This window comes from Mesorhizobium sp. WSM4311 (assembly GCF_002295115.1).
Taxonomy (GTDB): domain Bacteria; phylum Pseudomonadota; class Alphaproteobacteria; order Rhizobiales; family Rhizobiaceae; genus Mesorhizobium.
This window is the reverse complement of sequence record NZ_NSFV01000003.1, coordinates 384,891-399,563: the sequence shown is the minus strand read 5'-3', so window position 1 is coordinate 399,563 and position 14,673 is coordinate 384,891. Positions and strand designations below refer to the sequence as shown.

At 64.1% G+C, this 14,673-nt stretch carries 16 protein-coding genes; 8 read left to right on the top strand and 8 right to left on the bottom strand.

Annotated elements, in window-relative coordinates; translation table 11 throughout:
- Positions 1-20: 20 nt before the first annotated feature.
- On the top strand, positions 21-557 hold the full coding sequence (locus CK226_RS09220; protein WP_095770505.1) for a DinB family protein: 537 nt from the start codon (positions 21-23) through the stop codon (positions 555-557).
- Positions 558-572: 15 nt separating this feature from the next.
- Here the strand turns inward: CK226_RS09220 and CK226_RS09215 are convergent, their stop codons facing one another.
- Positions 573-746, bottom strand: coding sequence for a type II toxin-antitoxin system prevent-host-death family antitoxin (locus CK226_RS09215; protein WP_280951023.1), 174 nt, complete (start codon positions 744-746; stop codon positions 573-575).
- Between the two features lie 76 nt (positions 747-822).
- The gene (gene hppD, locus CK226_RS09210) at positions 823-1,938 is read right to left on the bottom strand and encodes a 4-hydroxyphenylpyruvate dioxygenase (RefSeq protein ID WP_095791640.1); all 1,116 of its coding nucleotides are present in this window, start codon (positions 1,936-1,938) and stop codon (positions 823-825) included.
- A gap of 138 nt (positions 1,939-2,076) precedes the next feature.
- Here hppD and CK226_RS09205 point away from each other — a divergent pair, with 138 nt between their 5' ends.
- Entirely contained in the window at positions 2,077-2,544 is a 468-nt protein-coding gene (locus CK226_RS09205; RefSeq protein ID WP_095791639.1) for an Lrp/AsnC family transcriptional regulator, read from the top strand.
- Here CK226_RS09205 and CK226_RS09200 read toward each other — a convergent pair.
- The 4 genes from CK226_RS09200 to aztA form a co-directional block, all read right to left on the bottom strand.
- Positions 2,541-2,879 carry a TIGR01244 family sulfur transferase gene (locus CK226_RS09200; RefSeq protein WP_095788395.1) on the bottom strand — a complete coding sequence of 113 codons (339 nt, stop codon included), beginning with the start codon at positions 2,877-2,879 and terminating at the stop codon, positions 2,541-2,543. The two genes, CK226_RS09205 and CK226_RS09200, sit on opposite strands and share 4 nt — an antisense overlap.
- Positions 2,880-3,104: 225 nt before the next feature.
- On the bottom strand, positions 3,105-4,046 hold the full coding sequence (gene aztC, locus CK226_RS09195) for a zinc ABC transporter substrate-binding protein AztC (RefSeq protein WP_095791638.1): 942 nt from the start codon (positions 4,044-4,046) through the stop codon (positions 3,105-3,107).
- 30 nt (positions 4,047-4,076) lie between these two features.
- Positions 4,077-4,952 carry a zinc ABC transporter permease AztB gene (aztB, locus tag CK226_RS09190; RefSeq protein WP_095770500.1) on the bottom strand — a complete coding sequence of 292 codons (876 nt, stop codon included), beginning with the start codon at positions 4,950-4,952 and terminating at the stop codon, positions 4,077-4,079.
- Positions 4,952-5,770 (bottom strand): zinc ABC transporter ATP-binding protein AztA, encoded by an 819-nt coding sequence (gene aztA, locus CK226_RS09185; protein ID WP_095791637.1) that lies wholly within the window; start codon positions 5,768-5,770, stop codon positions 4,952-4,954. Before aztA ends, aztB begins: the two co-directional genes overlap by 1 nt.
- Positions 5,771-5,991: 221 nt before the next feature.
- Between aztA and CK226_RS09180 the strand changes: the two genes are divergently transcribed.
- A complete protein-coding gene (locus tag CK226_RS09180; RefSeq protein ID WP_095770498.1) occupies positions 5,992-6,336 on the top strand; it encodes a RidA family protein in 345 nt (114 codons plus the stop codon).
- A 126-nt stretch (positions 6,337-6,462) separates the two neighbouring features.
- Here CK226_RS09180 and hutC read toward each other — a convergent pair whose 3' ends face one another.
- Both hutC and CK226_RS09170 read right to left on the bottom strand, forming a co-directional pair.
- Entirely contained in the window at positions 6,463-7,209 is a 747-nt protein-coding gene (hutC, locus tag CK226_RS09175; protein ID WP_095788398.1) for a histidine utilization repressor, read from the bottom strand.
- Positions 7,210-7,222: 13 nt separating this feature from the next.
- Complete coding sequence (locus CK226_RS09170) at positions 7,223-8,578, bottom strand: formimidoylglutamate deiminase (protein WP_095791636.1); 1,356 nt, start codon at positions 8,576-8,578, stop codon at positions 7,223-7,225.
- A 97-nt stretch (positions 8,579-8,675) separates the two neighbouring features.
- On the opposite strand from CK226_RS09170, the gene hutI reads away from it, so the two are divergent.
- Genes hutI through CK226_RS09145 form a run of 5 tightly spaced genes read left to right on the top strand, consistent with a single transcriptional unit; the run spans position 8,676 to position 14,554 of the window.
- The gene (gene hutI, locus CK226_RS09165; RefSeq protein WP_179301003.1) at positions 8,676-9,905 is read left to right on the top strand and encodes an imidazolonepropionase; all 1,230 of its coding nucleotides are present in this window, start codon (positions 8,676-8,678) and stop codon (positions 9,903-9,905) included.
- Positions 9,902-11,443 (top strand): histidine ammonia-lyase, encoded by a 1,542-nt coding sequence (gene hutH / locus CK226_RS09160; protein WP_095791635.1) that lies wholly within the window; start codon positions 9,902-9,904, stop codon positions 11,441-11,443. Before hutI ends, hutH begins: the two co-directional genes overlap by 4 nt.
- Positions 11,443-12,261: an N-formylglutamate deformylase gene (gene hutG / locus CK226_RS09155; protein WP_095791634.1), complete on the top strand. Its 819-nt coding sequence runs from the start codon at positions 11,443-11,445 to the stop codon at positions 12,259-12,261. The genes hutH and hutG overlap by 1 nt, the downstream gene beginning before the upstream one ends.
- Positions 12,262-12,289: 28 nt before the next feature.
- On the top strand, positions 12,290-13,963 hold the full coding sequence (gene hutU / locus CK226_RS09150) for a urocanate hydratase (RefSeq protein ID WP_179301002.1): 1,674 nt from the start codon (positions 12,290-12,292) through the stop codon (positions 13,961-13,963).
- Between the two features lie 12 nt (positions 13,964-13,975).
- Positions 13,976-14,554: a HutD family protein gene (locus CK226_RS09145; protein ID WP_095791633.1), complete on the top strand. Its 579-nt coding sequence runs from the start codon at positions 13,976-13,978 to the stop codon at positions 14,552-14,554.
- The last annotated feature ends 119 nt before the right edge of the window (positions 14,555-14,673 follow it).

Below are 14,673 nucleotides of genomic sequence, written 5' to 3'. Positions count from 1 at the left end.
GGGATACGGAGGTTTCAGCGGTGAATCTTCTGGATCATCTGCGCCGCATGGCCGGCAACAATCTGTGGTCGAACGACCGGCTCTATCGCGCCGTGCTCGCGCTCAAGCCGGGTGAGTTCGAGGCCGAACGCACCAGCTTTTTCCCGTCGATCAAGGCAACGCTCAACCACATCCTCGCGGTCGATTATCTCTATCTCGATTTTCTCGAAGAGGGCGGCGTCGGCGCCGCAGCCCATGATGATTTTGCGCCCTTCGACGAACCGCAGCCGCTGTTTGCCGCTCAGGTGGCCGCGGACCGGCGGCTGATCGCCTTCTGCGATGGCCTGTCGGAAGCCGATCTCGATCGCCGTGTCGTCACCGACCGGCGCGAGGACGGTATGATCCCTGAAAGGATCGGCGACATCCTCGCCCATGTCTTCCTGCACGACATCCACCACCGCGGCCAGGTGCACGCCATGCTGTCCGGCACATCGGTTGTGCCACCGCAACTGGACGAGTTTTTGCTCGATTATGATTTGAAGCTGAGGAAGGCGGAGGTTGAGCGGCTGGGACTTTAGTCGCCAATTTTCATCTTAAATAGTCGGCCCATCAACGGCTGAACTGGTGCCGATGCGTGGCAGAAGGCACGCCCTCACCGGAGGCGGGAGGAGACGCGCTACCGGCTTGCCGCGTCGGGTGATCACGATCTCCTCGCCGGCCTTCGCGCGCCTCACGAGTTCCGGCAGTCTAGCCCTGGCTTCGGTTATGGAGACGTTCTCGGCTCGACCTCTTACGATCGGAACTTAAATCAAAGCCGATCGAGCCGCAAACGAGCTTGAGATTTCAGGCCGCCTTGCCATCCACCTTGATCACGCCGCGCTTGATCTGGTCCTGCTCGATCGATTCGAACAAAGCGCGGAAATTGCCCTCGCCAAAGCCTTCGTCGCCCTTGCGTTGGATGAACTCGAAGAAGATCGGGCCGATCACGGTTTTGGAAAAGATCTGCAGCAGGATCTTGGTCATGCCGCCATCGACCACACCTTCGCCGTCGATCAGGATGCCGTGTTTCTTCATCCGCTCGATCGGCTCGTCATGGCCATTCACCCTGGCATAGGACATGTCGTAATAGGTCTCCGGCGGGCCCGGCATGAATTTCAGCCCGTTGGCGGCCAGCTTGTCGGTGGCGGCATAGATCTCGTCGGTGCCGACCGCAATGTGCTGTATGCCCTCGCCATTGTACTTCTTCAGATACTCGGCGATCTGGCTGGTCTCGTCCTTGGATTCGTTGAGCGGAATGCGGATCTTGCCGCAGGGCGAGGTGATGGCGCGGCTGACCAGGCCGGTGATCTTGCCGTCAATGTCGAAGAAATGGATCTGCTTGAAGCCGAACAGTTCGCGGTAGAAATCCCACCACTTGTCCATCTGGCCGCGATAGACATTGTGGGTCAGGTGGTCGAGATAATAGAAGCCTACGCCTTGCGGCCGCGGATCGCGCGCGCCGAGCCATTCGAATTCGGCGTCGTAAGCCGAGCCTTTCTTGCCATAGGCGTCGATGAAATAGAGCAGCGAGCCGCCAATGCCGACGATTGCCGGCACGTCGAGCGCCTTATCGGCGCCTTCGTAAGGCGTGGCGCCCTTCGAGACGGCATGATCGAACGCATGCTTGGCATCGACCACGCGCCAGGCCATCGAGGCGGCACACGGGCCGTGCTTGTCGGCGAACTTCATCGCATGCGAGCCGGGCTCGGCGTTGACGACATAGTTGATGTCGCCCTGGCGCCAGACGGTGATGTTCTTGGTACGATGCCTGGCCACCGCCACATAGCCCATGCGGGTGAACAGTTCGGCGAGCTTCCGCGGCTCCGGATGCGCAAATTCGACGAACTCGAAACCATCGGTGCCGGCAGGATTGTCCTTGCTGATTTTGGCGGGCGGGGCGTCGTGCGGGAAGGGACCCATGGCATTCCTCCAAAGCTGGCTTGGCCTGAAAAGGCCATCTGAAGCCATCATAGCGCGGAGCCGGGCGCATGGTGCTTGCATTCAAACGCTTGAAATGATGATCTCATGCGTGAAGCATGCATGTTGAGAGACAAAACCATGGATGAGACGCGCATTGACCAATTTGACCGCAAGATAATGGCGCTGCTGCAGGGCGATGCGCGATTGACCAACAACGATCTCTCGGAGCGGGTAAATCTGTCGGCCTCGCAATGCTCGCGCCGCCGACAGCGGCTCGAAGAGGACGGCTTCATCAAGGGTTATCGGGCAGTGCTCGACCGCGACAAGCTCGGCTTCTCGCTGGTCAACGTCATCTCGGTGACCCTGGCCACCCACAACCGCGACAATGCGCGACGCTTCGGCGAATTGGTGGCGCGGCTGCCGCAAGTGCAGGAGGCGCACGCGCTGACCGGCGAGATGGACTACATACTGAAGGTGGTGACACCCGACCTGAAATCGCTGTCGGAGTTCGTCAACGGCGTGCTCTTGCCGCACGAATCCGTGCAGCATGTGAAGACGGCGATCGTGCTGGAGACGCTGAAGGAGACCGGCGCGCTGCCGATTTAGCCCTTCGACTGCTGGATCAGCCCGTACAGATTCGTGCAACGCGCGCCGGAGCGGCAATAGGCGAACACCGGACCTTCCAATTCGTCCAGCGCCTCGGCCTGGTCCTCGACATTCTCTTTCGTGATCTGGCCGCTGATCACCGGGATGTAGCGGAAAGCGAGACCGGCGGCTTCGACCGCCGATCCGATGCTTTTGGCCGAAGGCTGGCCGGGCTGCTCGTCATCCGGCCGGTTGCAGATGACGGCCTTGAAACCGGCTTCCTTGATGGCAGCGACATCTTCGGGCTGGATCTGGCCAGAGACCGAATAGTCGTCGCTGATTTCACGGTATTCCATCGCAGCATCCTCGCAATCTGATTTGCGGGGAGTCTTGCCACTCCCCGACGTAGCCGGCAATCCGCCAGCGGAAATCGTTCTGCAGAGATAGACGTTTCCGGCGAAGATTCCAACTCAAGCCGTCCAGTCCTGGAACGGATCGGGCAGACCGCGCCACAGGTCGAGCCGGAAGTCCTGGGCCGAAAAAGGCAGAGACCGCCTTTGCCTTTCGGAGAACGGCGCTCCTCAGCTGCCGAGGATGGCACCTTTGATCTGACGGATGTTGTTGTGCATCATGTCGATATAGGTCGAACCCGGGCCATCAGGCTGTGACAGCGCATCCGAATAAAGCGTGCCGCCCACCTTGATGCCGGTTTCGCTGGCGATCTGTTCGATCAGGCGCGGGTTGGTGATGTTTTCGACGAAGATCGCCGCCGCCTTGTGCTGCTTGACCTGCTCGGCCAGCTTGGCGACATCGGCGGCCGACGGTTCGGAATCGGTCGAAATGCCTTGCGGGGCGAGGAAGGTCAGGCCGTATTCGTGTTCGAAATAGCCGAAGGCGTCATGCGAGGAGATGACGACGCGCTTGGCCTCCGGGATCGACTGGATCGCCGCCTTCACTTCGCCTTCCAGCGCGTCGAGCTTCTTGGTGTAGGCGGCGGCATTGGTCTGGTAGCTGACGCAGCCCTCGCTGTCGGCCGCGCAGAAGGCCTCGGCGATGTTCTTCACATAGATCTTGGCATTGGCGATCGACTGGAAGGCGTGCGGGTCGGTCACCGTCTTGCCGCCCCCGGTGCCGGCACCTTCGGCCGCATCGGCGTCGGCGAATTCAGGCTTGAAGTCGATTGGCGTCACGCCCTTGGTCAAGGTGACGATCGAGGCCTTGGTGGCGCTGGCATCGACCAGCCGTTGCAAAAAGCCCTCGAAATGCAGGCCGTTGACCAGAACGACATCGGCCTTGGCCATGGCCACCGCGTCGGCCGGGCTCGGCTCATAGACATGGGCGTCGCCATCCGGCCCGACGATGGTGGTGATGTCGACGCGGTCGCCACCGACATTCCTGGCGAAATCGGCAATGACGGTGAAGCTGGCGACTACTTTCAGCGGCGCCGCGAAAGCCGACGATGCGCCAAAGGCAGTTAATGTTATAACGCTCATCACCAGGGCGGCACGGATGGATCTCAGCATAGGCGGGGGACTCCTTTCGAGGGGCGGGGATCAGGCCGTTCTGTGACGGTGATGGATGATGCGGGCGCGCAGAATGCCGCGCGTGCCGAACAGGATCGAGGCGAAGTAGACGACGCCGGCCGACAGGATGATGGCCGGGCCGGACGGCAGCGAGGCGTGATAGGACAGAAGCAGTCCGGCGACGCAGGAGGCAAAGCCGATCAGCACGGCCAGCACGCACATCGGCTCGACGCGCACGGTCCAGAAGCGGGCGGCGGCTGCCGGCAGCATCATCAGCCCGACCGACAGAAGCGTGCCGAGCGCCTGGAAGCCGCCGACGAGGTTGAGCACGACCAGACCAAGGAAGATGAAGTGCACCGGGCTGCCCATCCGGCTGACCGACCGCAGGAACAGCGGATCGAGGCATTCGGCGACCAGCGCCCGCCAGAAGATGGCGAGGCTGACCAGCGTCACCGCGACGATGCCGCCGATCAGCGTCAGCGCCTCGTTGTTGAGCGCCAGCACCGTGCCGAACAGCACATGCATGAGATCGACGCTGGAGCCGCGGATCGACACCATCAGCACGCCGATGGCCAGAGAAATCAGGTAGAAGGCCGCCATCGAAGCGTCCTCGCGCTGGATGGTGAAGCGCGAGACGGCACCGGCGCCGAGCGCGACGATGATGCCGGCGATCAGGCCACCAATGGTCATCGGCAGGATTTCCAGCCCGTAGAACAGGAAGCCGGCCGCCGCACCCGGCAGGATGGCGTGTGCCATGGCGTCGCCCGACAGGCTCATGCGCCGCAGCATCAGGAAGACGCCGATCGGGCAGGCGCCGAGCGACAGCATCAGCGAGCCGAACAGCGCCCGCTGCATGAAACCGAAATCGGCGAACGGTGCGATGAACAGACCGTAGAGCGCGTCCATCAGGCAGCCCTCGGACCGGCGCCATGGTGATGGTCGTGATCGTGGCCATGATGATCATGGCCATGGTCATGGTCATGACCATGCTCGTCGGGTTCGCACCAGGGCGCGTTCTCCTCCCAGGCCTCATGGAAGCGACGGGCGCGCAGCAGGTTTTCCGGCTTCAGCGTCTCGCGCGTTTCGCCCCAGGCGATCGGCTGGCGGGCAAGCAGCAAGGTCTCGGGAAAATTCTGCCGCACCAGATCGAGATCATGGACGACGACCATGATGGTGCGTTCCTCGCCATGCCAGCGCTTGATCAGGGCAATCAGGTCGCCGACCGTCTTGGCATCGACGGCATTGAACGGCTCGTCGAGCAGGATGAGGTCGGCGTCCTGCAGCAAGACCCGCGCGAACAGCGTGCGCTGCAGCTGGCCGCCTGACAGCGTGTCGATCGGCCGCTTTTCGAAGCCGCCGAGACCGACGGCCATCAGCGCCTGGCTGACCGCCGCGCGATCCTCTGATGTGTAGCGGCCGAGCATGCCGCGCTTCGGCCAGAGACCGAGCGAGACCAGGTCGACGACGCGCGCCGGGAAGGAGCGGTCCAGTTCCGATTGCTGCGGCAGGTAGGCGGCGCGCACGCCTGGCGCGCGAACAACCTCGCCGGCCATCGGCTTCAGCACGCCGACAATGCCCTTCATCAGCGTCGACTTGCCGGAGCCGTTGGCGCCGACAACGGCGGTCAGTGAGCCCTTGCGGATCGTGCCGTCGAGATGGTGGATCGCCGGGTGGCTGTTATAGCCCAGCGTCAGGTCACGGAATGTCAGGCAGGTCTGGGTCATGTCGTTCCGTGGAGCAGCGAAGTCCGGCCGCGGGCAAGGGCCGACTGGATATGTGATGTTATTACATTAGTCAACAAGCCAATCGGGCGGAATTGCGACCGGCGGCTCAACTTGCCGTGAGTCCTTTGCGCACTGGTCCAAGGGGATTTGGCGCCGGCGGCCTTGCCCCAAGCGAACCGCAACTCTAAACAGTCGCAACCCGTAACAGGAAGGAACCTCCCATGAGCATTCGTCGCATCGATGTTGGCCCGCGCATGAGCCAGATTGTCATCCACGGCAACACCGTCTATCTGGCCGGCCAGGTCGGCGAGCCCGGAGGCAACGTCGCCTCGCAGACCCGCGACATCCTGATGACCATCGACGAATTGCTGGCCAAGGCCGGAACCGACAAGACCAAGATCGTCCAGGCGATCATCTGGCTGGCCGACATGGGTACCTTCGCAGAAATGAATTCTGAATGGGACAAGTGGGTGCCGCAGGGCCACACCCCCGCCCGCGCCACCGGCGAAGCCAAGCTCGCCGGTCCGGAATATCTGGTCGAGATTATCGTTACGGCGGCGATTTAAGGCACGGCCGGCCTTCTACCTCCCCCTTATGGGGAGGTCGGACCGCAGGTCCGGGTGGGGGGCTGGCGCCGCCCCCACCCCGCTGCTTCGCAGCGACCCTCGCCACAAGGGGAGGGTAAGAGGTGCTTACCCCTGCGATGGCGTGAATCTTGCCACCAGCGTGTGACTTTCCGCCGGATAGATAAACCGCACATGCGTAACCGGGCGTTCAGCACTCCAGGTGCGGCGCTCGACCACCAGGCAAGGCGCGCGCGGATCGATGTCGAGCGCGTCGGCGATAGCCTCATCGGCGGCCATGGAACGGATGCGGTGCTCGGCCTCGCTCCATGGTACGCGGCCGATCAGCCAGGGGCCGGCGGCGATCTCCAGAAACTCTTCGTCCCCGGCTTCCGGCACCGCGGAAAGATTGATCAGGCGCTGCTCGAGCGCGAATGGCCGTTCGCCGGCAAAATGCAGGCCTTCGACCCATAGCACCGACCCTGCGGCGGATAGCCCGAGCAGCGCTCTGTCCTCCGCGTTGCTGCGGCGCTTCAGCTGTTCCAGCCGCTCGTAGCGATAGGGCAGGCCAAGCGCTTCGACCTCGATCCTGATGTCGTGCAGTTCCAGCACCGCTGCCTGCGACTGCGGCCGGCGGACGAAGCTGCCCGAGCGGCGGCGGCGTTCGATCAGCCCGGCCTTGGCCAGCTGCGACAGCGCCTTGTTCACGGTCATGCGCGAGCAATTGTACTCGGTCGTCAGTTCGTGCTCGAACGGGATGCGATGTCCGGGCGCCCAGGCGCCCGACAGGATCTTTTCCCTGATGTCGGACAGGATGCGCTGATGCAGCGAGATGCTCTCTGCGCCGTCAACATCGTCTGTCTCGATCAAGCTCATCAAACGTCCTGCTTCAATTCTGCGACAGGTCGGTCATGACTTTGCGGAATCGCTCGGCGATTGCCGAGCGCTTGGCATGACTGCCGCCGCTGACCTGCTTCTTGCCGTGCACCCAGACGCAATCGATCGTGCTGCCATTGGCGAAGATCCAGGCATCGAGGATGGCGTCGCCGGTCTTGCCGGCCAGCGAAGGATGGCCGGCGTCGAGTGAGACGAAATCGGCCGGACCGCCAATGGCGATCTGCGAGGCGCCGGCACCGAGCGCAACGCTGCCGCCATCGAGCGCGGCATCGAACAGCGCCCGCCCGGTCGAACCACCGGCCACGGCCAGCACATTGCGGGCGCGGTGGGCGAGGCGCTGCGAATATTCGAGCTGCCTCAGCTCATCCGGCAGGCCGATCAGCACGTTGGAATCGGAGCCGATACCGAAGCGGCCGCCGTGCTCCCTGAAAAGCGGTGCGGCAAACGTGCCGTCGCCGAGATTGGCCTCGGTGATCGGGCAAAGGCCGGCGATGGCGCCGCTCTTGGCCAAGGCGATCGTCTCCGCATCGGTCATATGCGTGGCGTGGATCAGGCACCAGCGCTGGTCGACCTCGGCTTTGGCCAGCAGGAATTCGACCGGGCGCGCGCCGGACCAGGCGAGGCAGTCCTCGACCTCCTTCACCTGTTCGGCGACGTGGATGTGGATCGGCCCATTCGGCGCCAAAGCAGCAACTTGGGTCAATTCCTCCGGTGTGGCGGCGCGCAGACTATGCGGGGCGACGCCAACGACAGCCTGATTCAACGCGCGAACCGATTCGCTGGACTTCTCAACAAGCCGGGAGAACCGATTCACATCGTTGATGAATCGCCTTTGGCCTTCGTTCGGAGCCGCTCCGCCGAAAGAGGAGTGCGCGTAAAACACCGGCAGCAGCGTCAGGCCGATGCCCGTTTCGCCGGCGGCGGCGGCGATGCGCTCGGCCATCTCGGCAAGATTGGCGTAAGGGTTTCCGTCGCGGTCGTGGTGCAGATAGTGAAATTCGCCGACGCGGGAAAAACCGGCCTCCAGCATCTCGACATAGAGCTGCGCGGCGACCGCCTCGACCTGATCGGGCGTCATCGACAGCGCGAAGCGGTACATAACCTCGCGCCAGCTCCAGAAACTGTCGGCGGAGGGGCCGCGAAGCTCAGCCAGGCCGGCCATGCCGCGCTGGAAGGCGTGGCTGTGCAGATTGGGCATGCCGGGCACGAGAATGGCGCAGCGCTCGTCGCCGGCCTGCGGAATGGCGGTCGCTTCGACAGAGGCGATGCGGCCGCCATCGAGCGTGATCCTGACATTGCCTTGCCAGCCCTTCGGCAGCAGCGCCTGTTCCGCAAAGATCACCGTCACGTCTGTCTCCAAATCTGCATGCCCGGGCGACGAGACCACTTGCGTCGCGTTCCAATATGTATATACATAATCGTCATCCTTTCAAATGGAAAAGATGATGGGTGGAGCAAACGGGAAGAGCGGCCTTCGTGTCTGGCGCAATGCGCGCCTGGCGACCATGGCCGACGGTGTGGCTGTTCTCGGCATTGTCGAGAAAGGCGCGATCGCCGCGCGCGATGGTCTCATTGTTTATGCGGGCGCCGAAGCGGACATGCCGGCTTCGGCGGGGCAGGGCGCCGAGACCGTCGATTGCGAGGGCCGCTGGATCACGCCGGGCCTGATCGATTGCCACACGCATCTTGTCTATGCCGGCAACCGTGCCAACGAATTCGAGATGCGGCTGGCAGGTGCCACCTATGAGGAAGTCGCCCGCGCCGGCGGCGGCATTGTGTCTTCGGTCAAGTCGCTGCGCGAGGCAAGCGAGGATGAGCTCGTTGCCCAGACGCTGCCGCGCCTCGATGCGCTGATGGCCGAAGGTGTCACGACGGTCGAGGTCAAATCGGGCTACGGCCTCGATCTCGACAATGAGAAGAAGTCATTGCGTGCCGCCCGCCGGCTAGCCAATGAGCGCCCCGTCACCGTCCGCACGACGTGCCTTGCCGCGCACGCGCTGCCGCCCGAAGCCCATGGTGGCAAGGACGCCTTCATCGATCTCGTCGCCGGCACGATCCTGCCGGACGTCGCCGCTGAGAAACTTGCCGATGCCGTCGATGGTTTTTGCGAGGGCATCGCCTTTTCGCCGGAGCAGATGGCGCGCGTCTTCGACAAGGCGAAAGCGCTTGGGCTGCCGGTGAAACTCCATGCCGACCAGCTTTCGAATCTGCACGGCGCCGCGCTTGCCGCCAGCTATGGTGCATTGTCGGCGGATCATCTCGAATACACCGACGAGGCAGGCGCTGCCGCGATGGCGAAGGCCGGCACGGTGGCGACGATCCTGCCTGGCGCCTATTACTTCATCCGCGAGACCAAGAAGCCGCCTGTCGAGCTGTTCCGCCGCCATGGCGTGAAGATGGCGGTGGCGACGGACAGCAATCCCGGTACTTCGCCGCTCACCTCGCTGTTGCTCACCATGAATATGGCGGCAACGCTCTTTGGCTTGACCGTCGATGAATGCCTTGCCGGCGTCACCCGCGAGGCCGCGCGGGCGCTTGGCCTTCTCGACAAGGCCGGCACGCTGGAATCCGGCAAATCCGCCGACCTGGCGATCTGGGACATCGAGCGCCCCGCCGAACTCGTTTACCGCATGGGCTTCAACCCGCTGCATGCCCGCATCTGGAGAGGACAATGACCGAACTGACCCTGAAGCCCGGCAATGCGACGCTGGCCGACTGGCGCGCTATCTACCGTGGCGCCGTGCCGAAGCTGGATGAGGCCTGTCGTCCAAAAATCAAGGCGAGCGCCGAGGCTGTCGCCAGGATCGTCGCCAAAGGGGAGCCGGTCTACGGCATCAACACCGGCTTCGGCAAATTGGCCAGCGTGCGCATTCCCGCCGGCGACCTCGAGACCTTGCAGCGCAACATCGTGCTGTCGCACGCCGCCGGCGTCGGCGAGCCGATGCCGGTTGCAATTGCCCGGCTGATGATGGCGCTGAAACTTGCCAGCCTGGCGCAGGGCGCCTCCGGCGTGCGCCCCGAAACCATCAATTTGCTGGAAGCGATGCTCGCCAACGACGTCATCCCGGTGGTGCCGGCGCAAGGCTCCGTCGGCGCGTCCGGCGATCTCGCACCGCTGTCGCACATGACGGCGGTGATGATCGGCGTCGGCGAATGCTTTACCCCGCATGGCCGGTTCCCGGCCAAGGTCGCCTTCGTCTCGCACGGCCTCGAGCCCGTGACGCTGGGCGCCAAGGAAGGCTTGGCGCTGCTCAACGGCACGCAGTTTTCGACCGCCTACGCGCTCGCCGCTTTGTTCGAAGCCGAAGTGCTCTACCAGTCGGCGCTGGTTGCCGGCGCGCTGTCGACCGATGCCGCCAAGGGTTCCGATGCGCCTTTCGATCCGCGCATTCATCTACTGCGCAAGCATCGAGGTCAGATCGAGACGGCGGAGGCGCTGCGCAATCTGATGGCCGGCAGTGTCATCCGCGAATCGCACCGTGTCGGTGACGAGCGCGTGCAGGATCCCTATTGCCTGCGCTGCCAGCCGCAGGTCATGGGCGCCGCCCTCGACGTGTTGCGCAAGGCTGCCGATACGCTCGGCACCGAAGCCAATGGCGTGACCGACAATCCGCTGATCTTCGCCGAGGATGACACGGCGCTCTCCGGCGGCAATTTCCACGCTGAGCCGGTGGCTTTCGCCGCTGACATGATCGCGTTGGCCGTCTGCGAGATCGGCTCGCTGTCGGAACGCCGCATCGCCATGCTGGTCGATCCGGCGCTGTCCGGCATGCCGGCCTTCCTGACGCCCAAGCCCGGCCTCAACTCCGGCTTCATGATCCCGCAGGTGACGGCGGCCGCACTCGTTTCGGAAAACAAGCAGAAGGCCTATCCGGCCAGCGTCGATTCGATCCCGACCTCGGCCAACCAGGAAGACCACGTCTCGATGGCCGCGCACGGCGCGCGCCGGCTGATCGGCATGGTCGAGAACGCCACCGCGGTGATCGGCATCGAATTGCTGGCCGCCGCGCAAGGCTGCGATTTCCACCAGCCGCTGGCGTCGAGCGCTGCGCTGGAAGCGGTGCGCAAGCTGGTCCGGGCCGAAGTGCCGCATCTCGACAATGACCGCCACTTCCACCCCGATATGGAAAAGGCAATCGCCATGGTGCGCAGCGGCGCGACCGTCAGGGCTGCCGGCGCGGTGGCGCTGCCGTCGATTGCGGGAACGGCGTGATGGCCGCCACACCCTGGCTCACCGTCAGCCGAGGCACAGCACCGCTGCTGGTGTCGATCCCGCACACTGGCATCGACCTCGCTGGCCTCGAACCCCGGCTGGTGTCGCCCTGGCTCGGCCGCCGCGATTGCGACTGGTGGATCGACAAGCTCTATGACTTCGCCAACGACCTCGGCGCAACCGTCGTGCACACCGCCATTTCGCGCACCGTGATCGACGTCAATCGCGACCCGTCAGGCGTTTCGCTTTATCCCGGGCAGACCACGACCACGCTTTGCCCGACCGACACATTTGACGGCGATCCGCTTTATCGCATGGGCGAGGAACCGACCCCATCCGAGATTGATCAGCGTCGCGAGAGCTATTTCAAGCCCTATCATGCCGCCTTGCAGGCCGAGATCGAACGCCTGCGCGGCATGCATGAAAAGATCGTGCTCTACGACTGCCATTCGATCCGCTCGGTGCTGCCGCGCCTGTTCGAAGGCACGCTGCCGGTCTTCAATCTCGGCACCAATGACGGCAAGAGCACCGATCCCGTTCTTCAGGACAAGGTCGCCGCCATCCTCGCCGCGACCGGCGAGACCTGGGTGGTCAACGGCCGCTTCAAGGGCGGCTCGATCACCCGCGGCTTCGGCCAGCCGCAGAACGGTGTTCATGCGCTGCAGATGGAGCTCTCCAACCGTGGCTACATGCGCGAGCCGTCGCAGAAGGGGTCGCCGGAGAACTGGCCGGTCCCTTATGACCCCACCTATGCAGCGCCGATCCGAGCGACGCTGAAGACCATCCTCGAAACCGCGATCGACTGGGCAAGGCGCTGACGCGTCGCCCGTCTTGCTGAAAGGGACAATGATGAACAACCCTCGCCACAACATCCGCGAAGTGCGAGCGCCGCGCGGCGACAAGCTCAACGCCCGCTATTGGACGACCGAAGCGCCGCTGCGCATGCTGATGAACAATCTCGACCCCGATGTCGCCGAGAACCCCAACGAACTGGTCGTCTATGGCGGCATCGGCCGCGCGGCACGCACCTGGAACGATTTCGACCGCATCGTCGCCTCGCTGAAGACGCTTGGCGAGGAAGAGACGCTGCTGGTGCAGTCGGGCAAGCCGGTCGGCGTGTTCCGCACCCACGCGGATGCGCCGCGCGTGCTGATCGCCAACTCCAACCTGGTGCCGCACTGGGCGACCTGGGATAAATTCAACGACCTCGATAAAAAGGGCCTGATGATGTACGGCCAGATGACGGCCGGCTCGTGGATCTACATCGGCACGCAGGGCATCGTGCAGGGCACCTACGAGACCTTCGTCGAGGCCGGCCGTCAGCACTATGGCGGCAATCTCAAGGGCAAATGGATCCTGACCGGCGGCCTCGGCGGCATGGGCGGCGCCCAGCCGCTGGCCGCCATCATGGCCGGCGCCTGCTGCCTGGCCATCGAGTGCAACCCGGACTCCATCGATTTCCGCCTGCGCACCCGCTATGTCGACGAGAGGGCCGAGACGCTCGACGAGGCAATGGAGATGATCGAGCGCTGGACCAAGGCCGGCGAGGCGAAGTCCGTCGGCCTGCTCGGCAATGCGGCAGAGATCGTGCCGGAAATGTTCAGGCGCGGCATACGCCCCGATATGGTTACCGACCAGACCTCGGCCCACGACCCCATCAACGGTTATCTGCCGAAGGGCTGGACGATGGCCGAATGGCGCGAGAAGCGCGTCAGCGACCCGAAGGCGGTCGAGAAGGCGGCTCGCGCGTCCATGCGCGAACACGTCGAGGCGATGGTGGCGTTCTGGAACGCGGGCGTGCCGACGCTGGATTACGGCAACAACATCCGGCAGGTCGCCAAGGAAGAAGGGTTTGAGAACGCCTTTGCCTTCCCAGGCTTCGTGCCGGCCTATATTCGCCCGCTGTTCTGCCGCGGCATTGGTCCGTTCCGCTGGGCCGCGCTCTCCGGCGATCCCGAGGATATCTACAAGACCGACGCCAAGGTACGCGAACTCACGCCGGGCAACACCCATCTGCACAATTGGCTCGACATGGCGCGCAAGCGCATCTCGTTCCAGGGCCTGCCGGCGCGCATCTGCTGGGTCGGTCTCGGCGACCGCCATCGGCTGGGCCTCGCCTTCAACGAGATGGTGGCCAAGGGCGAACTCAAGGCGCCGGTCGTCATCGGCCGCGATCACCTCGATTCCGGCTCGGTCGCCTCACCGAACCGCGAGACGGAGGCGATGAAGGACGGCTCGGACGCCGTGTCCGACTGGCCGCTGCTCAATGCGCTGCTCAACACCGCGTCGGGCGCCACCTGGGTGTCGCTGCATCATGGTGGCGGCGTCGGCATGGGTTTTTCCCAGCATGCCGGCATGGTCATCGTCGCCGACGGTACGCAGGACGCCGCCAGGCGCCTGGAGCGCGTGCTGTGGAACGATCCGGCGACCGGCGTCATGCGCCACGCCGATGCCGGCTACGACATCGCCATCGAGTGCGCCAAGGAGCACCAGCTCAATTTGCCCGGCATTCTCGGCTGATAGGCTGAAATCATGCGCATCCTTCGTGCCGCCGACTACCGCGTCATGCCGTGGAAGAACGGCGGCGGCACGACGACCGAAATCGCTGTCTCGCCCGACGGCGCCGGCCTTGACGAGTTCGACTGGCGCGTGTCGATGGCCCGCGTCGAGGGCAGCGGGCCGTTCTCCAGCTTTGCCGACATAGACCGCACGCTGTCGGTGCTGGAAGGCGATGGCGTCGTGCTCGATGTCGCCGGCCGGCCCGCGGTGCGGCTGACGCCGGCTTCCGCGCCTTTTGCCTTTCCAGCAGACCTGCCGACCAGTGCCGCGCTGATCGCCGGCCCGATCACCGACCTCAACGTCATGACGCGCCGCGGCCGCACGCTGCATTCGGTCGAGCGCTTGGCGATTTCACGGCCTGTGGACATCGCGACCCGGGCCGGTTCGATCCTCATCCTTTGCCACAAGGGCGAAGCTGCTTTCCCCGAGGCTGGGTCAATTCGCCTCGGGCCGCTCGACACGCTGCTGATCGGGCCGGAAACTCCCATCCTGAAGGTTGAGCCGGCGCAGGATACGACGCTGTTCGTGGTCCGGATAACCACCGCGGCCTGACGCTTTCGCGCCAACGGTTACCGCCTGTTTCCAAACATGATCGCAATGCCGGCGAAATATAGAGTAAGCTCCCGCCGGGATCACGAAAAAGCCCGAATCCTCTCCGTCGATCGATCCTG